At 33.0% G+C, this 22,034-nt stretch carries 21 protein-coding genes and 2 pseudogenes; 14 read left to right on the top strand and 9 right to left on the bottom strand.

Features of this window, described 5'->3' with window-relative positions:
* Positions 1 to 2: 2 nt before the first annotated feature.
* From AB8B65_RS18760 to AB8B65_RS18750, 3 genes are all read right to left on the bottom strand, one after another.
* Complete coding sequence (locus AB8B65_RS18760; RefSeq protein WP_405302815.1) at positions 3 to 581, bottom strand: hypothetical protein; 579 nt, start codon at positions 579 to 581, stop codon at positions 3 to 5.
* A gap of 77 nt (positions 582 to 658) precedes the next feature.
* The gene (locus tag AB8B65_RS18755) at positions 659 to 1,237 is read right to left on the bottom strand and encodes a Crp/Fnr family transcriptional regulator (RefSeq protein ID WP_405302814.1); all 579 of its coding nucleotides are present in this window, start codon (positions 1,235 to 1,237) and stop codon (positions 659 to 661) included.
* A 203-nt stretch (positions 1,238 to 1,440) separates the two neighbouring features.
* The gene (locus AB8B65_RS18750) at positions 1,441 to 2,067 is read right to left on the bottom strand and encodes a glutaredoxin domain-containing protein (protein ID WP_405302813.1); all 627 of its coding nucleotides are present in this window, start codon (positions 2,065 to 2,067) and stop codon (positions 1,441 to 1,443) included.
* Between the two features lie 107 nt (positions 2,068 to 2,174).
* Between AB8B65_RS18750 and AB8B65_RS18745 the strand changes: the two genes are divergently transcribed.
* The 9 genes from AB8B65_RS18745 to ftsY all read left to right on the top strand — a co-directional run bounded on the left by AB8B65_RS18745 (position 2,175) and on the right by ftsY (position 8,040).
* Complete coding sequence (locus AB8B65_RS18745) at positions 2,175 to 2,948, top strand: exonuclease domain-containing protein (RefSeq protein WP_405302812.1); 774 nt, start codon at positions 2,175 to 2,177, stop codon at positions 2,946 to 2,948.
* Positions 2,949 to 2,961: 13 nt separating this feature from the next.
* Entirely contained in the window at positions 2,962 to 3,897 is a 936-nt protein-coding gene (locus tag AB8B65_RS18740) for a carboxypeptidase-like regulatory domain-containing protein (protein WP_405302811.1), read from the top strand.
* A gap of 61 nt (positions 3,898 to 3,958) precedes the next feature.
* Positions 3,959 to 4,570 (top strand): fumarylacetoacetate hydrolase family protein, encoded by a 612-nt coding sequence (locus AB8B65_RS18735; RefSeq protein ID WP_405302810.1) that lies wholly within the window; start codon positions 3,959 to 3,961, stop codon positions 4,568 to 4,570.
* 3 nt (positions 4,571 to 4,573) lie between these two features.
* Entirely contained in the window at positions 4,574 to 4,912 is a 339-nt protein-coding gene (locus tag AB8B65_RS18730) for an Hpt domain-containing protein (protein WP_405302809.1), read from the top strand.
* A 6-nt stretch (positions 4,913 to 4,918) separates the two neighbouring features.
* On the top strand, positions 4,919 to 6,175 hold the full coding sequence (locus tag AB8B65_RS18725) for a competence/damage-inducible protein A (RefSeq protein WP_405302808.1): 1,257 nt from the start codon (positions 4,919 to 4,921) through the stop codon (positions 6,173 to 6,175).
* A gap of 70 nt (positions 6,176 to 6,245) precedes the next feature.
* Entirely contained in the window at positions 6,246 to 6,482 is a 237-nt protein-coding gene (gene rpmB, locus AB8B65_RS18720; protein ID WP_007094745.1) for a 50S ribosomal protein L28, read from the top strand.
* A gap of 32 nt (positions 6,483 to 6,514) precedes the next feature.
* Positions 6,515 to 6,697, top strand: coding sequence for a 50S ribosomal protein L33 (rpmG, locus tag AB8B65_RS18715; RefSeq protein WP_405302807.1), 183 nt, complete (start codon positions 6,515 to 6,517; stop codon positions 6,695 to 6,697).
* A 6-nt stretch (positions 6,698 to 6,703) separates the two neighbouring features.
* On the top strand, positions 6,704 to 6,853 hold the full coding sequence (locus tag AB8B65_RS18710) for a DUF4295 domain-containing protein (protein ID WP_298427086.1): 150 nt from the start codon (positions 6,704 to 6,706) through the stop codon (positions 6,851 to 6,853).
* Positions 6,854 to 7,083: 230 nt separating this feature from the next.
* On the top strand, positions 7,084 to 8,040 hold the full coding sequence (gene ftsY, locus AB8B65_RS18705; protein ID WP_405302806.1) for a signal recognition particle-docking protein FtsY: 957 nt from the start codon (positions 7,084 to 7,086) through the stop codon (positions 8,038 to 8,040).
* 543 nt (positions 8,041 to 8,583) lie between these two features.
* Here the strand turns inward: ftsY and AB8B65_RS18700 are convergent.
* The gene (locus AB8B65_RS18700; RefSeq protein ID WP_405302805.1) at positions 8,584 to 9,924 is read right to left on the bottom strand and encodes a fibronectin type III domain-containing protein; all 1,341 of its coding nucleotides are present in this window, start codon (positions 9,922 to 9,924) and stop codon (positions 8,584 to 8,586) included.
* A gap of 132 nt (positions 9,925 to 10,056) precedes the next feature.
* Between AB8B65_RS18700 and AB8B65_RS18695 the strand changes: the two genes are divergently transcribed.
* On the top strand, positions 10,057 to 11,688 hold the full coding sequence (locus AB8B65_RS18695) for an amidase family protein (RefSeq protein ID WP_405302804.1): 1,632 nt from the start codon (positions 10,057 to 10,059) through the stop codon (positions 11,686 to 11,688).
* Between the two features lie 625 nt (positions 11,689 to 12,313).
* Here AB8B65_RS18695 and AB8B65_RS18690 read toward each other — a convergent pair.
* The 3 genes and pseudogenes from AB8B65_RS18690 to AB8B65_RS18680 all read right to left on the bottom strand — a co-directional run bounded on the left by AB8B65_RS18690 (position 12,314) and on the right by AB8B65_RS18680 (position 15,754).
* A pseudogene (locus AB8B65_RS18690) lies at positions 12,314 to 13,336 on the bottom strand (UDP-glucose--hexose-1-phosphate uridylyltransferase).
* Between the two features lie 12 nt (positions 13,337 to 13,348).
* Positions 13,349 to 14,431, bottom strand: coding sequence for a galactokinase (gene galK / locus AB8B65_RS18685; protein WP_405302803.1), 1,083 nt, complete (start codon positions 14,429 to 14,431; stop codon positions 13,349 to 13,351).
* A gap of 324 nt (positions 14,432 to 14,755) precedes the next feature.
* A complete protein-coding gene (locus AB8B65_RS18680) occupies positions 14,756 to 15,754 on the bottom strand; it encodes a GntR family transcriptional regulator (RefSeq protein WP_405302802.1) in 999 nt (332 codons plus the stop codon).
* Positions 15,755 to 15,851: 97 nt separating this feature from the next.
* Between AB8B65_RS18680 and galE the strand changes: the two are divergent.
* Both galE and AB8B65_RS18670 read left to right on the top strand, forming a co-directional pair.
* Positions 15,852 to 16,887 (top strand): annotated as a pseudogene (galE, locus tag AB8B65_RS18675) (UDP-glucose 4-epimerase GalE).
* A gap of 6 nt (positions 16,888 to 16,893) precedes the next feature.
* Positions 16,894 to 17,895 (top strand): LacI family DNA-binding transcriptional regulator, encoded by a 1,002-nt coding sequence (locus AB8B65_RS18670; protein WP_405302801.1) that lies wholly within the window; start codon positions 16,894 to 16,896, stop codon positions 17,893 to 17,895.
* A 35-nt stretch (positions 17,896 to 17,930) separates the two neighbouring features.
* On the opposite strand, the gene AB8B65_RS18665 is transcribed toward AB8B65_RS18670, so the two are convergent.
* Positions 17,931 to 18,635 (bottom strand): sialate O-acetylesterase, encoded by a 705-nt coding sequence (locus AB8B65_RS18665; protein WP_405302800.1) that lies wholly within the window; start codon positions 18,633 to 18,635, stop codon positions 17,931 to 17,933.
* A gap of 331 nt (positions 18,636 to 18,966) precedes the next feature.
* Here AB8B65_RS18665 and AB8B65_RS18660 point away from each other — a divergent pair, with 331 nt between their 5' ends.
* Positions 18,967 to 19,275, top strand: coding sequence for a hypothetical protein (locus AB8B65_RS18660; RefSeq protein WP_405302799.1), 309 nt, complete (start codon positions 18,967 to 18,969; stop codon positions 19,273 to 19,275).
* Between the two features lie 75 nt (positions 19,276 to 19,350).
* Here AB8B65_RS18660 and AB8B65_RS18655 read toward each other — a convergent pair whose 3' ends face one another.
* Positions 19,351 to 20,451 (bottom strand): serine hydrolase domain-containing protein, encoded by a 1,101-nt coding sequence (locus tag AB8B65_RS18655; protein WP_405302798.1) that lies wholly within the window; start codon positions 20,449 to 20,451, stop codon positions 19,351 to 19,353.
* A gap of 82 nt (positions 20,452 to 20,533) precedes the next feature.
* Here AB8B65_RS18655 and rimO point away from each other — a divergent pair, with 82 nt between their 5' ends.
* A complete protein-coding gene (gene rimO, locus AB8B65_RS18650; protein ID WP_405302797.1) occupies positions 20,534 to 21,835 on the top strand; it encodes a 30S ribosomal protein S12 methylthiotransferase RimO in 1,302 nt (433 codons plus the stop codon).
* The last annotated feature ends 199 nt before the right edge of the window (positions 21,836 to 22,034 follow it).

Genomic DNA, 22,034 nt, shown 5'->3' with positions numbered 1-22,034 from the left:
AATCAACGAACCAACAAACGTTTGAATCTTAAAGCAACAATATTCCAAATTTGTATTCCTTTCGGAAATAGTAGCATAAGATGCACAAAACCTAAAACAATAGCTCCAGGAATCATATTCACTGAAATCACTTTAAGCATTTCTTGTGCAGAAGAATTTGTGGCAAGTTCAGCAAAAGCAATTCCACTTTCTGTAATTTCTATTTTGGTAGCAAGTAGTAAAAAAATGGCAGCAAAATGAAAGCTGTTTGCAAAAAGATGTAAAATATATTCCCACTTTGGTAAGCCTCCAATAGACTTTCTGCTATCACCTTCAGCATACGCATCTATTCCTAAAACGACAAAATCAATGCCAATCAGTACAACTGAAATCCAAAAGCTTATGGCGTCAGTATTAATAAACAATAACCAAACAATCAAGGGAAACAGAATCGCTCTTACGGTATGTGTTTTGTGTTCAAAAATACTTTCTTCTCTGCTAAACAATTCATACTTCCATATATGTAAATAAAATCCGTCGTAGGTTGCTAAAACCATGAAAAGTAGTAAGCATAACGTGCTCAAGTAATATAAAATATCCATTTGCTGTGTTGTTTAAATTTGAACAAAAATCAGCGAATAAAAAATAGCATCAATTGATATATGTCACAATCGTGTAGTTACGAAATTTTCGATCTAATTCGACTCAATGTTTCTCTTGAAACACCAAGATAAGAAGCAATATGTTGAATGGCGACGCGTTGAATAATTTCGGGTTGTTTCTTTAGTAAATAAAGGTATTTTTCTTTTGCAGTTTCAAAACTCAAAGCATCAATTCGTTCAGACAAACGTGCACATTCTTTCTCTGTTAAAACTCTACTTAGTGATTCCCATTTTGGATTGAGTTGAAACAATTTCATCAAATTCTTATAAGACAAAGTAACAATTTTTGCATCTTCAAGTGCTTGAATGTATTCTTTTGAAACTACTTGATTTACAAAGCTTTCATGCGATGAGGTAATGGAGTTTTCCATACAGAAACAAGTATTTATTTCATTTCCGTTTTTAATATGAAATGTTCTAAAAAGGCCTGTGCTTATATATGTTATGCGATCACAAATTTGCCCTTCTCGCAATACATAATCGCCTTTTTTTATTTCCTTAACTACAAAATAATCCAATGCTGAATTGAAGGTGCTGTCATCCATTTGAATAACATCAGTTATATATAATTTTATTTTTTCAATTTCAGGATTCATAATACTTCTTAAATAACGTGGAGAATTTCATGTCAATATACAAAACAGAATTTCAAAGTGATTAAAAATCTAATAGCACGAGTGCGATTTAAGAGATTTCTGCTTACGCAAGAACAAGTCTAAAAGTGTTCACACTGAGCGAAGTCGAAGTGAAGCGGTCTAAAAGCGCAAAGCGCGATCTAGTATCTAAAAGCGCCAGCGGTCTACTTCTTAAGTATTTCAATAAAAGAAATCAAATTCAATCCTTCATGTAGTTCGCCTTTCACAATCGCAATAGGAATTGAAGAAATTATAACATCTTGCCGTTTCATTTTTGAAACGGTATTCCAGAAAAACTCTCTGAAACGGTCATTTTCAGAAATATCAAATGCTTTGTGCGGAATGCGATTTTCTTTCAGCATAGCCAACAATTTCTCGCACTTAGCACATGCTTCTTTTGTAAAAATAATGGTTTCTCCTTTATCAATTAAATTATCGAGTGTTTTCCAGCTTTTTACAGTTGTATTTACATTGAGTTCCTTTAATTTATCATCAAAAGAAGAGAAATAAGTATATTCTGGAGTCGTATTTTTTAGTGGAATAAGTGTTGTAAGCAATACTTTTTTCTGTGCAGGAATTTTTTTAATTACAGGGCGATAACTACTTTTTCGAAAGCCCTTTCCATTAACCTTAAAAAAAACTTCTTTTTCGGTTTCGGTGTGATTAATAGCGTAAAACTGAATCTTCTTTTTGCCTTTAACTTCTACAATTTCAATAGCTTCTGTTTGGGCGCTCGTTGAAGAAATCCAACAAAAACAAATAAAAAGAGTGACCAAAATAGACTTATACATAGCTGTTTTCCTGTTATTATTAATAATGAGTAAAAATCAATTATTATACCACAAAATAATTTTATTTACTCTGTAATAGTGGTAAATTTACTGCTTTAAATAAAATAATGGAATTAAAACTAAAAAATCCGATCTGCTTCTTTGATTTAGAAACTACTGGAATTGAAGTAGCCAAAGATAGAATTGTAGAAATTGCTATCTTAAAAGTGTATCCTAATGGGAACAAAGAGAGCAAAACTTGGTTGGTAAATCCTGAAATGCCAATTCCTGCACATGTGTCTGAAATTCATGGTATTACTGATGATATGGTAATTAATGAGCCTACTTTTAAAGAACTGTCGAAGGATATTTATAACATGATTAAAGACAGCGATTTGGCAGGTTACAATTCCGATCGTTTTGATATTCCATTATTAGCAGAAGAATTATTGCGTGCAGAAATTGATTTTGACATGAAAAATAAAGTTTCTGTCGATGTACAAACTATTTTTCATAAAATGGAAAAACGTACACTATCTGCCGCCTACAAATTTTACTGTGGAAAAGAATTGGAAGGCGCACACGGAGCAGAAGCAGACACAAATGCTACCTACGAAGTGTTGAAGTCGCAACTAGATCGCTATGACGAGTTGGAAAACGATATGAAGAAGTTAAGTGAATTTTCCACGCGTAAAAAAACAGCAGACTTTGCAGGATTTATCATTTTTGATAAAGATGATGATGAAATTTTCTCTTTTGGAAAGCACAAAGGAAAAAAAGTAGAAAAAGTATTGGACGATGAACCTGGTTATTTTGGCTGGATTCTCAATGCAAACTTTCCTTTATATACCAAAAAAGTATTGACTGCAATTAAACTGAGAAAGCTGAACACCAAATTTTAAAAGCAAAACAATAGTGAGAAAGCCTACCATCATACTCATTATATTTTTTCATCTAAGTTTGACGTATGCACAGAAAAATATTTCTGGCACCATTCTAAATGCAGAAACAAAAGCGCCAATTGCGTATGCGCATTTAATTATTCCTTCCGAAAAACGTGGAACTACTACTGATAAAAAAGGAAATTTTGAATTCACAATTTTTGACAAATGGGTTGGAAAAGAATTGAAAATTAGCTGCGTAGGTTTTGAGGACAAAAGAATAGTGCTTAGGCGAAAAAAGGGTTTGCTAATTTACATGAAACCTTCTCTCGAATTCTTGAATTCGGTTCATATTACACACAAAGAGCGTCAAAAAAGAAAACGTGTCAATTCATTTCGCGGTAAAAAAATCATAGGTTTAGGTAATTTTAGCGGAGGTGCATATCCATCGATGTTTGCCAGGTATTACCCGTTTCTTAAAAAATTAGGTGATGAAAACTATGTGGAAGAAGTAACGGTTGGTTTCTTTAAAGAAGGAAAACATGATGCCAAATTTCGACTGCGTATACTTTCCGCTACAGCGGATAAAATGCCTGGTGAAGACTTAGTAGATCCTATATTGGTTGATGTTACATATAAACAAGGAAAAGTCAAAGTGTCCATGCCATTCAATGGAGTAGAAGTACCAAAAGAAGGCTTTTTTGTGGTGGTAGAACATTTATTCATCAAAGAAAATATTGTAGAAGAAACGGTACATTTACAGTTAAATGACTCTGTGCAAATGCGTGACATCAAGCAAAAACGTTATGCACCTATTTTTAAAGGAGTTGTTGAAAAAATTGATGAATCATTTTCGTATTATATGTCTGTCAATGGATGGAAAAAAGTAGGAAGATTAAAAATGCCTAGATCTAATTTTAAGAAAAATGAAGTTGTGGCGCCAGCTTTTAAAGTAAAACTGATAAACTAACATAACGGACGAAATTGATAGTTTTTTTATAGATTTCGTTAAAACAATAAATAAATAGCAGATGAAAATTATTTGCATCGGAAGAAATTACACAGAACACATTGCAGAGCTTGAAAATGAAAAACCGGCAGATCCGGTCATTTTTATGAAATCAGATACGTCTATTCTTTTAAAAAAGCAACCGTTCTTTATTCCCGATTTTTCAAAAGAAATTCACTATGAGGTGGAAGTTTTGGTAAAAATTAATAAATTAGGAAAATATATTGATCAGAAATTTGCGAACAAATACTATAATGAAATCAGTGTAGGGATTGATTTCACTGCGCGCGACCTACAATCGAAACTCAAAGCCAAAGGGTTGCCTTGGGAAAAAGCAAAAGCGTTTGATGGTTCAGCAGTAGTAGGAAAGTGGATTTCTAAAGATCAATTTAAAGATATAAACAATCTTAATTTTAAGCTTGAAAAAAATAGTGAAATCGTTCAGCAAGGCAATACCGAACAGATGCTTTGGAAAATTGACGAATTAATAGCGTACGTTTCACAATATTTTACCTTAAAAATTGGGGATATCATATTTACAGGAACGCCTGCAGGAGTTGGAAAAGTAAACGCTGACGAACGACTGACAGGATATTTAGAAGAACAACAATTATTTTCAATAGTAGTAAAATAAAAAATGGGATATAATTTAGAACAAATAAACGCAATCTCTGACGGAGATAAAGACTTTGTAGAAGCTGTTGTCATCGCTTTTATAGAAGAAGTTCCCGCAGATCTAGTTACATTTAAAAAAGAAGTGAAATTAGGAAACTACGAGGGCGTATATCAAGTAAGTCATAAAATAAAGCCGAACTTAGAATTGTTGGGTATGCAAGAATCTTTCGAAATAAATTTGAAAATATTAGCTTGGGCAAAAGCTAAAACAAACATGGAAGATATTGCAATTGCTTTTACAGAAGTGCAAAGCAAAATCAATGATAACATTACAGAGCTAAAAAAAGAATTCAACTTATAATACGGCATGATTGCAGAAATAATTACAATTGGTGATGAGATTCTTATTGGACAAATTGTAGATACCAACTCCGTATTTATCTCTAAAGCGCTCAATGAAATTGGAATTTCAGTACATCAAATAACCTCTATTCAAGACGAAAAAACACACATATTAGAAGCGCTAGAAGCTGCAAAGCAAAAAGCAGATGTTGTTTTAATTACTGGCGGATTAGGGCCTACAAAAGACGATATAACCAAACATACTTTGTGTGAGTATTTTGATGATAAATTGGTTCAAAACGATAGTGTATTAGCGCACATAGAAGAACTATTTGCCAAATACATTACCACTTCACCAATCTCAGATATGAACCGTTTGCAAGCTTTAGTGCCTTCCAAAGCACAGGTTTTAAACAACGATTACGGTACTGCTCCAGGAATGTGGCTTCAAAAAGAGGATACAGTATTTATCTCTATGCCAGGAGTTCCGTATGAAATGCGTGGATTAATGACCAATCAAATCATTCCAAAACTGCAAGAAGAATTTGAACGTCCGTACATATATCACAAAACTATTTTAACGTACGGAATGGGCGAAAGTAGTATTGCAATGAAAATTGAATCTTGGGAAAACAATTTACCAACATTCATAAAACTTGCATATTTACCAAACTCAGGAAAAGTTCGGTTACGCTTAACTGCAAAAGGAACAAACAAAGAGGAAATTACCAATGCAGTTGATGCGCATGCGGAAAAACTCTATCCAATTATTGGAGACATCATCAAAGGTGTGGAAGGAAAAAGCAGTATTGTAACGCAAATAGGCGAACTTTTAGTGGCGAAAGGTCATAAATTGGCTTCGGCCGAAAGCTGCACTGGCGGACGTATTGCTGCACAAATAACACAAGAATCAGGTGTTTCAGCCTTTTTTAATGGAAGTGCAGTTACGTATGCGGTACAATCTAAAATAGACGTTTTAGGCGTTTCTGAAGACATTATCAATACCTATTCTGTAGTAAGTAAAGAAGTGGTAGAATTGATGGCTGCAGGTGCAAAAAAAATCTATAAATCAGATTATGCAATTGCCACTACAGGAAATGCGGGTCCGACAAAAGGAAACTCAGATGTGGAAGTTGGGACAGTTTTTATCGGAATTGCCTCGCCAAGCGGAATTATTTCGCAAGAATTTAATTTTGGACAACCACGTGAAAAGGTAGTAAATAAGGCAGTTACGAAAGCTTTTCAAATGTTGCTTGAAGAAATTTTAAAAAACAGTAAGTAAATGTTTGCTCAAAAAATAAAAAAATGTAAATTTGCACCTCGTTTTTGAATAACTTAAAAGTTTAGTACAGATGTCAAGAATTTGTGAATTAACAGGAAAGAAAGCAATGGTTGGGAATAATGTATCCCACGCAATGAATAAGACAAAGCGCAAATTTAATGCGAATCTTACGAAAAAGCGCTTTTACATTCCTGAAGAAGATAAGTGGGTTACCTTAAAAGTATCTACTTCAGCATTAAAAACAATTAATAAAAAAGGAATCTCAGCCGTGCTAAAAGAAGCAAGAGCGAAAGGTTTTATCAAGTAATTCAGTCATAAAAAGTATAAATACCAACAGCAATGGCGAAGAAAGGCAATAGAGTTCAAGTGATACTAGAGTGTACAGAGCACAAAGCTTCTGGACAACCAGGAACTTCTCGTTATATCACTACAAAGAATAAGAAAAACACTCCAGATAGATTAGAGGTGAAGAAATTCAATCCAATCTTAAAGAAGATGACTGTTCACAAAGAAATAAAATAATAAGTCATGGCAAAGAAATCAGTAGCATCCTTACAAACAGGATCAAAAAGGCTAACAAAAGCTATCAAAATGGTGAAATCTCCAAAAACAGGAGCTTACACATTTGTAGAATCAATCATGTCACCAGAGAAGGTAAACGATTGGTTAAAAAAATAAGTATACATTACTATACTATATAAAAGCTACTTTCGAAAGAGAGTAGCTTTTTGTTTATATACCTCAACCAACTATGACAGTTTTGCAGGTTTGTAATTTGGGCAAGATAATTGACATCAAAAAAGGTATATAAATACAATGCAAAACATACACGAATTTTAAGTATCTTGTTTTGCGTTTCATACAATCAGTTTTGACTGTGTGTAGAATTAAAAATAGTACTATAAATTATGAGTTTTTTTAAAAGAATATTTTCATCAGAAAAAAAAGAAACACTCGATAAAGGTTTAGAAAAATCGAAATCAAGTTTCCTTTCTAAATTAACAAAAGCTGTTGCCGGAAAAAGCAAAGTAGATGATGAAGTGTTAGATAATTTAGAAGAAGTATTAGTCAGCAGTGATGTTGGTGTTGATACTACTTTGAAAATTATTGATCGAATAGAAGCAAGAGTTTCCAAAGATAAATACTTAGGAACAGACGAATTAAATAAAATTCTTCGCGAAGAAATAGCAGGATTGTTATCTGAAACAAATTCTGGCGAAGAAACTGAATATACCATTCCAGCAGACAAAAAACCGTATGTATTAATGGTTGTTGGTGTAAATGGTGTTGGAAAAACTACTACAATCGGAAAGTTAGCGCACCAATTCAACAAGCAAGGATTAAAAGTTGTTTTAGGAGCTGCCGATACGTTTAGAGCTGCCGCAATTGACCAATTGCAAGTTTGGGCAGATAGAGTTGGAGTGCCGCTTGTAAAACAAAACATGGGAAGTGATCCAGCTTCCGTAGCTTTTGATACGCTAAAATCAGGTGTAGCACAAGATGCTGATGTTATTATTATTGATACAGCAGGACGTTTACACAACAAGGTTAACTTGATGAAAGAATTGACGAAAGTCAAAATGGTCATGCAAAAAGTAATTGGTGATGCGCCACACGACGTATTATTAGTTTTAGATGGTTCTACAGGTCAAAACGCATTTGAGCAAGCAAAACAATTTACTGCGGCTACAGAAGTTACTACATTGGCTGTAACAAAATTAGATGGAACTGCTAAAGGTGGAGTTGTTATTGGAATCTCTGATCAATTTCAAATTCCTGTAAAATACATTGGTGTTGGAGAAGGTATTGAAGATTTACAAGTATTCAATAAATACGAGTTTGTAGATTCGTTCTTTAAGCAGTAAGTTGGTTGTTAGATTGCGCTGATGCGCTTTTAGACGCGTTTTACTTTTAGATTTTTAGACCGCTTCCGCTGTTAGAATCAAGATCGCTTTGTTACTAGATTTTATACAAGTTGAATACGTCTTTGCGAGAAGTATAGCGACGTGGCAATCTGTTTCTTTAGATAGCTATTTTTGTTTTGATTTTAAAATACTAAAGCGAGTTAAGCTGTTTTTTAATAAACAAATTGATCGCTTTCAAATCCACAACCAAAAAGTTCGACTTTTAGATTCACTTCTGTTCACACAAAAACCAATTAGTACGTCAAGTTGAACTTGATTCAACTTCTCATAAGTTGTAACTCAATAATTCATTCTGACGATTCTTTCTTAGTACTAAATTTTACAGAACGTCACTTCGATTTAAATTCTAGAAGAATTTAGTATCGAGAAGTTTTTTGTTAGATTGTGCTTTTGCTCAAAAAAAACATCAATTCATAAAATCAAAAAAGCTGCATAGTTCAAATATGCAGCTTTTTGTATATACTATATTTTCTGTTCAGTACATTATAATTTTGTCAAACGAATAATAACTTCAGACAATGGAGCATTTGTACACATTGCACTTCCTGTATCTTCTACAAAACGAATATCAATTGTAGTATCATCTACCATATTGTAAGATGTTGGCGTCGCAGTTCCTTGTCCTAATAATACATTTGCACCACCACAGTTGAAGTTGGTATCTTGATCATCAGTAACTGTTACCGTACCATCACAATTCAATGTAAAATTGAATGTCATTGTAGGTTGTGTTCCTGTTACATCTAAATTTGATAAATACTTTACGGTAATACTTCTTTCAGTGTCAGAAACATTTACAATATCTACCGTTGCAGGATCACCAAAAATAGGCTCATCTGTATTTCCAATTTCTTGGTACGTATACATTCCTGTATAGCCTAAAGAAGGAGTTATGACACTTCCGAAGCTAAACCATGAACTTTCTGTTGTAGCACTGCATATTGTTCTAACAGCAAACGTATACGTTGTATTAGGGCATAATCCATTCGCTGTAAAGTTAGAATTGTTTACCGTAGTTATTGTTCCTGTATCAGGAGTAAAGCCAGTAGCTTCTCCATAACTTACTTCCCAAGTAGTTTGTGCATTTGAATCCCAATCAACAGTAATAGAATTTTGTGTAACCGTATCGAAAGTCAAGTTAATAGGAGGCAAACATGTTGCAAAACGATATGGTCCTGTAAATGCACTAGAACTTCCTATCTGATCTCCATCAGTACTATCATTACAATTTGCGCGTACATAAAATTCATACTCGCTATTTGGTTGTAGATTGTTTATAGGGTATTGCATGTTATCTCCAGTAGCAAATGCATCTGCTTCTTCCAAATTGAATCCTACCAAGCCATATTTTATTTCCCACGAAATTTCATTTCCACCTGGCATCCAATTTAATTTAGCGCTAGTTTGTGTAAGATCCGTTACGCCTAAATCAGTTGGTGCAGGGCATGAAGTGCGAAATTCAACTGGTCCGAACCATTCGTTGTTTGTTAAGTTACAATCAGATTTTACATAAAACTCATACGAAGTCTGTGAAGACAATCCAGTAATATTAATACTAGAGGATGGTGTGTCAATAATAGTACCTGCATCTGGATCAAATCCTGTTGGTCCCCAAGAAGCTGTCCATGTAACTCCCGTTACAGGCAAACATTCTCCAGCATCATTAACGCTACCACACCAATTAAGTCTGGCTGAATTACTAGTAATATCTGAAGCAAAAGAAGCCGCGACAGGTTGGCAAGGTTGTATTATCTCTGGAATTTGCACTTCATCAGAGCATGAGTAAACAAATCCAATCAGTAGAAGTAAAACTACTTTTTTCATAAATTTTTTTTTTCGTGTATGACAAATATATAAAAACAATAAAGAGTATGACATTTAGAAGCTAAAAAAACAAGAATTCCAAATTGTTAAACTTTTACATCGTATCTTTATATCCTTAAATAACGCATCAAAATGAAGAAAATTATATTATTGATGATTCTATTTTCATCAGCAGCTTGTCACACACAAAAAAATGTAAAAAGCGAAAGTGATATTTCTGATATAAGCGAGAAAGAATTTAGAGAATTTAAAGTCTTAGATTCAAAAAACATTGAAAATCAAGTCGTTTGGAATGCTGTCTCCAAGCAAATGGAAGATTTTACGGAAGCCGAATATGAACGATTGAAACCGTACATTCTTGAAAAAAATATTTTAGAATTACACAAAAGTCGTGTGCAAGGTGTATTTACCTATGAGAAACTCGTCAAATTTTACCTATACCGAATAAAAAAATATGATAGAGATAATAATTTGTCATTGAATTCTATCATAAGCATCAATCCAAATGTAATTGCAGAAGCAAAACTTCGCGATCGCGATTTTTTCAATAAAAAATTAAAGCCGCTAATTTTCGGAATGCCTATTTTATTAAAAGACAACATCAACACCGAAAATATGCCAACTACGGCAGGCGCAATTGCGCTAAAAAATAATAATACAGGTGATGCGTTCATTACAAAACGATTAAAAGAAGAAGGCGCTATCATCCTAGGAAAAGCAAACTTAAGTGAATGGGCGTATTTTTTCTGTGGCGATTGTCCAAGTGGATATAGTGCTATTGGTGGGCAAACCTTAAATCCGTACGGAAGAAAAATATTTGATACAGGCGGATCAAGCTCTGGAAGCGGCGTTTCTATAGCAGCAAATTTTGCCGTAGCTGCCGTCGGAACTGAAACAGCTGGTTCCATATTGTCGCCAGCGAGCCAAAACTCTGTGGTCGGACTCAAACCAACAATCGGTTTACTAAGTCGTTCAGGAATTGTGCCAATATCTAGTACATTAGACACGCCAGGACCAATGACAAAAAATGTAATTGACAATGCAATTTTACTTGCAGCTTTATATGGATACGATAAAACAGATGCCAAAAGTCAAGCACTCAAATATTATGGAAAGCATTTCTATACAGATATAAAACAGGGAAAAGTTTCCTTAAAAGGAAAACGGTTTGGAGCTGTGAAACGTTTGTTGACAGATACATTATATGTAGAAGCAATTAAAGTCCTAAAGCAACAAGGTGCAACAATTATAGAAATTGAAGAAGAGAATGTGTCATTGCCAAAATTTATAAATCTATTGAATTTAGACATGCAAAAAGACTTGCCAGCGTATTTTAAAAACCATGGCGCAAAAAGACTTTCGCTCAGTTCTGTGCAAGATGTGATCGATTTCAATAAAAAAGATTCTGTAAATACAATGCCGTATGGACAAAAATTATTCTACGGAATTGTCAATGACAAAGCTAATAAGCAAGAATTTATAGATATGAAAAATGTATTGCATGAAAACGGGAAAACTTTTTTCAATAACCCTATGCAAAAACACAACTTAGACGGTGTATTATCTATCAACAACTATCATGCTGCCTACGCAGCCGTAGCTGAATATCCAGCACTCACCGTTCCGATGGGCTATACTAAAAAAGGAGAACCAAAAGGGTTGACTTTTATTGGAAAGCCTTTTATGGAAAAAGAACTGTTAGGATATGCACATGTGTATGAGCAAGCTTCCAAAAAACGAAAAGCGCCAAAAAACTATCAATAAAAATTTGGGCGTTCTCAAAATAAAAAATAGCAAACCCGCACATTGAGGAAACTCGAAATGCGGGTTTTAGTTTATTTCGGTCAGGCTATCCGCTTTTTTTCTGTAAATTCTAAAAATACACGTGTCTGATTTTTAGTGATTTAAAATTTAAAGAGTTAATAATGAACAGTCTATCGTATTCGTTTGTGTGTTCTTATTTTGGTAATTAATACTTTTCAGGTATAAGTAATTTCTATGTTTTTGTTTAATGATACAAATGCTGTTCACTGTTTGCGATACTTATAGGTTGATATTGAAAAATTACAATACTTCCATGATATGAAATGCCAAGTACTTTCAAAAACAATACTTAAAAATAATAAAAGATGTAATTTTTATGTTTTCACGATGTCAAGTGCCAAAATGGTATGTAGAGAACTCCTTTTCCGAAATGTAGCATTTTTTTATTGAAAATTTTCGAACCCACAACATTCTAAAATCTAAGTTTTGTATTCAAGATTTCACATCATTTGATAGGTTTAATCCTAAACTTTTCTAAAAACACTTTGTTGAAATATGTTTTACTATTGACTTCTGCTTCATAAATAATTTCATTGAACATCTCGAATTTTGGGAATTTTATTAATTATTTCACTAAATTTTTAAGTCTAGCTGCTGCTTGTTCTGCTGTAATGTCTCTTTGTGGCGAACCAAACATTTCGTAGCCAACCATGAATTTTTTAACGGTTGCACTTCTCAATAAGGGCGGATAGAAACTCATGTGCCAATGCCAGTGATCGTTATTTTTTCCATTGGTAGGAGCTTGATGAATTCCACTTGAATAAGGAAATGAACATTCAAAAAGCAAGTCGTAAGCTTTTGTTATTTTTGAAATTGCATCTGCATAGGCACTACTTTCTTCTTCTGAAATTTTTGCAATATGTATATGTTTTTTTAAAGGAATTATCATAGTTTCAAATGGTCAAATAGCCCAAAAAGGTGTCAATACTACAAAATGTTCATTTCTATAAATAATACGTTCGTCAGCTTCTATTTCTTGTTGTAAATAATCGCCTAGTAAACTTCTATTGTTTTTTGTGTAATAAATTTGTTGATGCGTATCTTTTTTGGCAACTTCATTAGGTAATGTAGATTGACTCCATATTTGCCCATGCGGATGTGGATTACTACATCCCATAACAGCTCCTTTGTTTTCGAAAATCTGAACGTAGTTTATCATTTTATTTTTGCCTATTGAAATGTACTCTTTTTGCCATGCTTTTACTACTTTGGTAATGGCAGTTACATTCATATTTGCTAAACTTTTAGAATGATCAGGACTAAAACAAATTACTTTACAAATCCCTTTTTCACTTTCTGCGATAAATAAACCGTCATTTTTTGAAAATGTTTTAGAATCTGTTTGAAGTGCTGCAAAATCATTTGTAAAAATAAAAACGTCTTTGTAATCAGGATTTTGCTCTCCGTTAATCCTTTTATTGCCAGCACATAAATAGCAAGAAGCATCATATGATGGACGTTGCTCATTTGAAACAACTTCGTTTTGTCCTTGCCATGGGCGTTTTGAACGATGCGGAGAAACTAAAACCCATTCTCCAGTTAAAATATTGAATCGCTTATGTGAAAAATCTTGTAAATCAGTATTCATTTTTAGGTGTAATTATTTAATAAGATGTGTACCTTGAGATAATTTTACTTTGTATATAGCGCATGCTTTTCCGTATTCCTTTTTGAATTTAGTAGAAATATCTTTTCGGAACTTTTTATATTCACTCTTTAAAACTAAGTTAATGGTACAGCCACCAAAACCTCCGCCCATCATTCTAGCGCCTGCAATGTTTGGGTTTTGTTTTGCTTGCGCTATTAAGAAGTCTAACTCTTCGCAACTTACTTTGTATTTAGTACTTAAGCCTTCATGTGATTGATACAGTAATTTTCCCAAAGCGTTCACGTCACCTTCTTGTATAATTTCTGAAAATAATTGAACTCGTTTGTTTTCTTGAATTATATAAAGTGCTTTTTGATAGTCACCTGAAGAGATTTCATTTTTTATAGCTTCGAGATTTTCAATTGAAGCGTCTCTCAATGCTTTGACATATAGCTTACGTGAAACTTTTTCACAAACGGATCGTCTTTCATTATAGGCACTTTCAGATAGATCGTGTTTAACATTTGTATTGATAAGCATCAATGTATACTTCTTTAAATCAATTCTGAAAGGTTGCGATGCTATTGTTCTACAATCCAAAAGTAAAGCACTTCTTTTTACGCCAAACATACTAGCGTACTGATCCATGATTCCGCATTTTACACCGGCATAGTTATGTTCTGCTTTTTGTGAGATTAAGATCATTTCGTTTTTAGAAAGTCCTAAGGCAAATAATTCATTGAGTCCATAAACAAAACTATTTTCTAATGCTGCTGATGATGACATACCAGCACCACCTGGAATATTTCCTGCGAATACGCTATTAAAATTTCCAATGTTTAGACCTCGTTTTTTAATTTCAGAAACTACCCCAAGAACATAATTTCTCCAACCTCCATTTTCAAGAGGTTTTATAGTATCTAAGCTAAACTCATAAAGCTCTTCCTTATTTAAGGCATAGACTTTACTTTTATCTGAATTATTTTTACTGATAGCTAAAGCAATGCCTTTATTTATTGCCGCAGGAAACGCAAAGCCATCATTATAGTCTGTGTGTTCTCCAATCAGGTTAATTCGACCAGGCGCAAATACCATTAAGATTTTGTTTTAAAATGAGCTTTAAAACTCTTTTTTACGCTTTTTATTAATTTCTTTTTCATTGCAAACTAATTTGTAATTTGAATTGTGTATGTGCCGTTTTTTACACGATTAGTAAATGGAAATAAGATGGCAGACGCATAATTTTTTTGGTAAGTTGCAGCATTAGTATGTTTAATAATCGGAACCTTATTCATGACAAATTCGTCTAATCTTCCGCCTTGATCTAGGCATATTAGCGCTTTAGAATGCCCAGCTGGACTTTTTAATTCCAAATAGTTTAGCCCTTTATCTTGTATGTTTGTTAATGAATAAAAATTCTTATAATGAGTTTCTTATAATGAGATCATTTGTGTTTTCTACTTGTGCAAACTCATTGCTTAAAATCATTTGAGCCAATCGTTTTCCCATATCATTAAAGTTGGTTGATATTGTAGTGATTCCGCCTTCTACTATTTCTTTTAGTAACGTATCGTTGTAAGATATAATCCCAATATCTTCTGCGATAGTCAATTTTGCTTTTTTCACTTTTTTGATGACTCTAATCAAATTTTTATCATCAAGGAGAACATATATTTCTCCTGAAGATGGTACTCTATTATCTAGTGTTTGTATAATTTCATGTTGAATTCCGTACGTAGTACAAAATAGTTTAAAACCATCGAGAATACCAATAGGTTGTTTGTTTGAAGAAAACAGCAATACTATTTTTTGATAATTTTTAATTAACAATATTCCTTTCACAAGGCCTTGATATATATTTTTTTTAAAATTTTGATGTATCGATGGATATTCAGATAATTCTTCGTGTGTTTGGTCTAAAATATAGACTTTATCTTTTTGTAATCTTTTAATGGCAACATTCGTGTTTTTTAAATTAGCAGGCATAATTATATAATAACTATAATTACCAACATTATCATGAATCAATTTATCAAAGACATCGATGTTAAAATGATGGAAAAAAATGTCTACTTGTACATTTGAACCTAAACTTGTTAAAAACGAATTATATAAATCTTCTTTAAAGGAATTAAACTCATCAAATAATAGAAATACTTTCTGATTAATATCAATGTTTTCACTAGCAATATAATATCCTTTTCCAACAATAGACTTTACAATACCACGATTTTTCAATTCATTAAAAGCAGTTAGCACTGTATCTCTAGATACTGCGTGCCTATTTTTAATACTATTTAGCGATGGTAATTTATCGCCTTTTTTCAAATCACCATTAATGATGGCGTTCTCTACGGAAGCAACTATTTGTTTATACTTAGGTTTTCCTGACTTTTCTTTTATTGAAACGATACTCATAGATCAAATATATAAAAAAAATTAAAAATCAAACTGGTGGGTACTAGTTGTTTTTTTGAAATCAATTTCATAAATTCGAATTTTATAATAATTTATAATGAAGAATAAGATTATAGTAACTGGTGGTTGTGGCTATATAGGTTCACACACAGTAGTAGAATTAATTGAAAATAATTTTGAAGTAGTACTATTAGATGATTTATCAAATTCATCTGAGAAAACCTTAGCGCGAATTCATCAAATAACAGGAATTACGCCAAATTTTGAAAAAATTGATTTAAAGAATTCTATCGAAACTGGAAAAGTATTTCATAAACACAAAGATGCTGATGCTGTTATTCATTTTGCGGCACATAAAGCAGTAGGCGAATCTGTAAATGAACCGTTAAAATATTATAAGAATAATTTATACTCCTTATTTATTAAATACGCTTTTCTCTCAAAGTGAAAACAATATAAATAATTTTATATTTTCTTCTTCTGCAACAGTTTATGGAGAACCAAAAACACTTCCGATTACAGAAGAAAACAAAACACAACGTCCTTTTTCTTCGTATGGAAACACAAAAAAAATAGCCGAAGAAATTTTAGATGATTTTACAAATTCCAATTCAAAATTTTCAAGTATTTCATTGCGCTACTTTAATCCGATTGGCGCGCATGAGTCTGACAAAATAGGAGAATTACCTAGCGGAATCCCTAATAATTTGATGCCATACATTACACAAACTGCGGCTGGAATTAGAGATAAATTGTGGGTTTATGGAAATGATTATGATACCAAAGATGGAACACCAATACGCGATTATATACATGTTGTTGATTTAGCAAAAGCACATGTGTTAGCAGTAAAACGATTGCTCCATAAAGAACAAGAAAAACAGCTGGAAATTTTTAATCTTGGAACGGGTGTTGGCTATTCTGTATTGGATGTAATTAATACGTTTGAAATGGTTACAAACACTAAGCTTAATTACGAAATTACTGCAAGGCGAGAAGGAGATGTGCCTCAACTTTATGCAGCTACAAACCTAGCTAAAGAAAAGCTTGGATGGACAGCAACTAAAGAATTAAAAGATATGATTCAATCATCGTGGACTTGGGAACAGAACCTTAGAAATGAACAAAATTAAAATATTATGATACAAACAAGAACTACATTATCTGAAATATCAAAAGCATTAAATGTATCGATATCAACTGTATCTAAATCACTGTCTGATAGTTCGGAAATAAGTTTGTCAACAAAAAAAAGGATACAAGATTTTGCCAATAAGTGTAATTATGTGCCCAATAATTTTGCGGCTAATCTTCGAAAAGGCTATACCAATACTATCGGATTAATTATTCCCAATATGTTGAATCCATTTTATGCAAAAGTATTTGTTGGAATTGAAAAATACTTGGATGAGCACGGCTATAGACTCATTACTTCAATCTCTAATGAATCAAAAGATAAAGAGGTTAAAAGTTTGAAAAAGATGGCAAATGGTTATGTAGATGGTTTGATCATTTGTACATCAAAAGAGACAGAAGTCAGTAATGAATACAGTCATATTAATTCGCTAATAGGTCAGGGTACACCAGTTGTAATGTTTGATAGAATTTGTGAATTGATTGATTGTGACAAAGTCATTATTAATGATTATGAAGCGTCGTTTGAGACCACAGAACATCTCATCAATACAAAAAACTGTAGCAATATACTCATGGCTTCACTTATAGATGATCTATATCACGGAAAATTAAGAACTCGTGGTTTTAATGATGCTATTGAAAGGAATATAGATAAAGTAAGAGGAACAACTATTATAGCTAATGATATTAGTAGTTTACAAAAAAAGTTGGAAGCTGCACTTAAGAACGATCCAACTATTGATGGTATTTTAGGGGTAAACGAACAAGCTGTCTTAAAAGCGATAAGCACTGTTAAAAAGCTGAATATAAATAGCTTGCATGGTGAGGTTATTATAGCTGGATTTTGTGCTCAACGACTCGTAGAATCTTATGAGCCGTTAGTAATTATTACTCAAAATGCTAAAAAAATAGGAGTTGAATCAGCAAAAAATATTTTACAACGAATTAAAAATACTGAAACTAAAAACTTTAATACAACAACTGTCGAGTATGATCTTTATTAAATTCATTGTCGCTTATACCTGCATAGATTATTTGTTTAATTTGTTTTTATAAGTTCTATTGCTTTGTCTGCAAAGCGTTTTCCCATGATTTTATATCCTTCAACAGACATGTGCAGATCATTTTGTATGGGATCTCCTTTTTTATTAAATCCATCATTAAGATCGTTTGTATCTATCCAATCAAATCTTGGATTAGACGCTCCATCTTTCACCTGAATATCTCTTATCATCGTCCAATGTGGCCATTTTTTATTTTCCATATCAAAGTCGCTTAACCTTCCAATAATGAAATTAACATCACTTCTGTTTATATCATTACTGAGTTGTTTATGAAGACCTAAGAGACTTTTTTCATATACAGCAGCAAATTTCATTCGTGCATCTCGCTCGCCTTGCATCCAAATAAAGGTTACAGAAGTGATTTTTTGATTTTTGATGGAATCAATTACTTTAAGCATGAGTCTATCATATAAATCGCCAGTACATTCAGGAGTATTGCCATTAGGAGCTTTCCATTGTTTATACCATCGTTTTATAGACTGACTTCCCATAGCATCTTTTACTATAATTATATTTTCCTTTCCAAATTCAGCTTCAAGAGTTGGTATAAAAGACACATCTGTATCTAAACGAACCATATTCGATTGACCAGATAAAATAAACAAGTGTTTATCACTATCTTTTAGCTTGCATGATAAAACTAAAAGGAATAGATAGAAAAATAGTTGTTTTAAACTCATAATCAAGATTCAAATAATCAAAAATTCGTTTATCTGCACCAAGTCCGCTAATCCCAAAAATCGTTATGTTAGCATACTGATTCAAAACTATCTGCGACTTTTTTATGAACTAAAAATTAATTTAATACAAAGAAACGAAATAGTATTGTGGTTTCTGTTTTTGTAATGAAAGTATTGCTTTTTCTTAGGTTTTACAAGGGATTAGAAGAGTAGTTTAGAATACTGGAAGTCAGTGTGTTTATTTGATTTTGAGTAAATTAAAAAGATGGTTAAATGTTTTTGGCATGCTAGTTGGTAACTACTACTGCATTAACCATAAAATAATATCATTATGAAAGCAAAACCAATTTTCTTAGGACTTTTAGTTACCTTATTTTTTAGTTTATCAATGAATGCGCAAGGAAATCCTGGTCATACCCAAGATGTACGTGAGTACAAAACTCGAAAAGGGAAAGAAATTGCCATTAAAAAAACAAAAGTAAGATTAAAAAAACTCTGTTCAAGCGGATATAAAATCACTCGAAAAGAACTATACAGAGGCGGAACATGGAAAATGCATTTTACAACAAGTTGTGGTCATACAGGAGAAGTACATTATAAATATGATGGAGATTATAAGACAACGATCTATCATAATTAAAAACATAAGATCTTAAAAAAAGCACACCAAACATTGAGCGAAGTCAAAATGTAGTGTGCTTTTTTTATTTTGAAATTAATCAATCAACAAATTTAGCTGTTCCCAAAGTTCATTGTCAAAATTAGAAAGTGCAAAATTTGAGCTATCAGCTGTTTGTCCCATTCTGATAATAACCAAATCTTTACTCGGAACAATGTAGATTTTTTGATCGTTCTTGCCCAACCCGCAAAACATATCTTGAGGTGCATTTGGAATTAATTCGCCAGAAAACTCTAATTGCGATTGTGGCAAACGATAAGTAGATTGTCCGTTAATCCACCATAAATAACCATACGCTTTATTGATGTTTTGTGAAGTTGTTGTCGCTTCCGCTAGAAAATTCTCAGGAATAATCTGTGTTTCACTCCATCTTCCATCAGCAGCAATTAACAAACCAAAACGCGCCATACTTCGAGTGGTACTCCAATATACATTGGTATTTCCTGTTTGAATCCAAGCGCCAGTCATACCAATTCTGTTTTTTAATTTTGTAGTAAAATAATCATCCCATGTTTGATTGCTAGCGGAAGCAATCACATCTTGCATTTTTAAAAACACACCGTGATATGCCCAACGTGTTCCTGCGTCAGCAACATATTGTAAATCATTTGGCGAAATTCCATCACCAAAACTATCATCCAAACCAGAAGTCATAGTCAATAAGTTTTTGCAGGTAATTAAGTTCTCTTTTTCTAACGATGCGCTTGTCCAACCAGTTCCAATATAGTCAGAGACTTTCGCGTTGAGGTCAACCAAATTTTCTTCTTGTGCAATTCCAGCAACAGCTGTAGTCAATGTTTTTCCTGCGCTTGCCCAATACCAAGGAGATGTTTCTGTATGATCATCAAAATAATTTTCAACAACAATTTTCCCTTTATGAAGTATCATAAAACTTTTGGTGTTTTTTTCTTCAAGATAATTTAAAAGTGGCTGTAATTGAGCTGTGTTCCAATTCAAATCTGTAATAGCAGTCGTTTCCCAAGTCGTTGAATTTAACGGTGGAAAATACAGTGAAGTGTCAACAGTTTCAGGTGTTTCAATGATTTCTTCTTGTGGAATTTCATCTACATCTTCTGAAGAACAATTCGATAAAAATAATACAGAAAATAGTAGAAATAGTGAAAAAAATCGGTTCATCTTTAAAGGTTTTTATTTTAAGACTGTTAAATATGCCAAAGGTTTAAATTAGATTGTATCTTTGCCCACTGATTTTTTTGATATGAGAACAAAGACTTTAAAGAAAAACAAGATCAATGTCGTAACACTTGGATGCTCTAAGAATGTATACGATTCTGAAGTTTTGATGGGACAATTGAAAGCCAATGGCAAAGAAGTGGCGCATGAAGAGGAAGGAAACATTGTGGTCATCAACACGTGTGGATTTATCAATAACGCCAAAGAAGAAAGTGTCAATACAATTTTAGATTATGTTCAAAAGAAAGAAGAAGGTGTTGTCGATAAAGTTTTTGTAACAGGTTGTTTGAGTGAGCGTTATAAGCCAGATTTAGAAGCGGAAATTCCGGATGTAGACCAATATTTTGGAACGTCAGATTTACCACGCTTGTTAAAAGCACTTGGTGCAGATTACAAACACGAATTGATTGGTGAACGAATTACAACGACACCAAAAAACTATGCATATCTTAAAATTGCAGAAGGTTGCGATCGTCCGTGTTCTTTCTGTGCGATTCCTTTAATGAGAGGAAAACACAGATCAAAACCAATTGAAGAGTTGGTGATTGAAACTGAAAAGTTAGCCGCAAAAGGTGTCAAAGAACTAATCTTAATAGCGCAAGATTTAACCTATTATGGTTTAGATTTATACAAAAAACGAAACTTAGCCGAGTTGCTTCAAGCATTGGTAAAAGTGGAAGGAATTGAATGGATTCGTTTGCATTACGCATTTCCAGCAGGTTTTCCAATGGACGTTTTAGACGTAATGAACAACGAGCCAAAGGTTTGTAACTACTTAGACATTCCATTACAACACATTGCAGATGATATCTTAAAATCGATGCGCCGTGGAACCAATCAAGCAAAAACTACGAAATTATTAAAAGAATTCAGAGCGGCAGTTCCGAATATGACCATTCGTACTACGTTGATTGTTGGGTATCCTGGAGAAACAGAAGCACACTTCCAAACACTTAAAAAATGGGTTGAAGACATGCGTTTTGAACGTTTGGGATGTTTTACCTATTCGCACGAAGAAAACACACATGCATACAATTTGGAAGACGATGTGCCAGAAGAAGTGAAGCAAGATCGTGCGAATCAAATCATGGAAATTCAGTCGCAAATCTCTTGGGAACTGAATCAAGAAAAAATTGGACAAACCTTCAAATGTATTATAGATCGTAAAGAAGGAAACTATTTTGTAGGTCGTACCGAATTCGATTCTCCAGATGTGGATAATGAAGTTTTAATTGATGCCGCAAAACATTACGTAAAGCAAGGTGAATATGTGGATGTTAAAATCATAGAAGCTGCTGATTTTGATTTGTATGGGGAACCTGCTTAATTGGTTTTGAGATTTTAGTATTGAGCATTGAGATGTGCTTTGAAATGGTGAATATCGAATACTGAATACTGAATACTTAATTTTGAATGTAGAAGTGTTTAAAACGTCATTACGAGTAGTTTTCGATGAAGTAATCTGCTTCTTATTAAGTTTAAAATTGAAATTATTTGAAACGTCATTGCGAACAAAGTGAAGCAAT

Source organism: Kordia sp. (assembly GCF_045105435.1).
Classification (GTDB): Bacteria; Bacteroidota; Bacteroidia; order Flavobacteriales; family Flavobacteriaceae; genus Kordia.
This window is presented reverse-complemented; position numbering and strand designations above follow the sequence as displayed.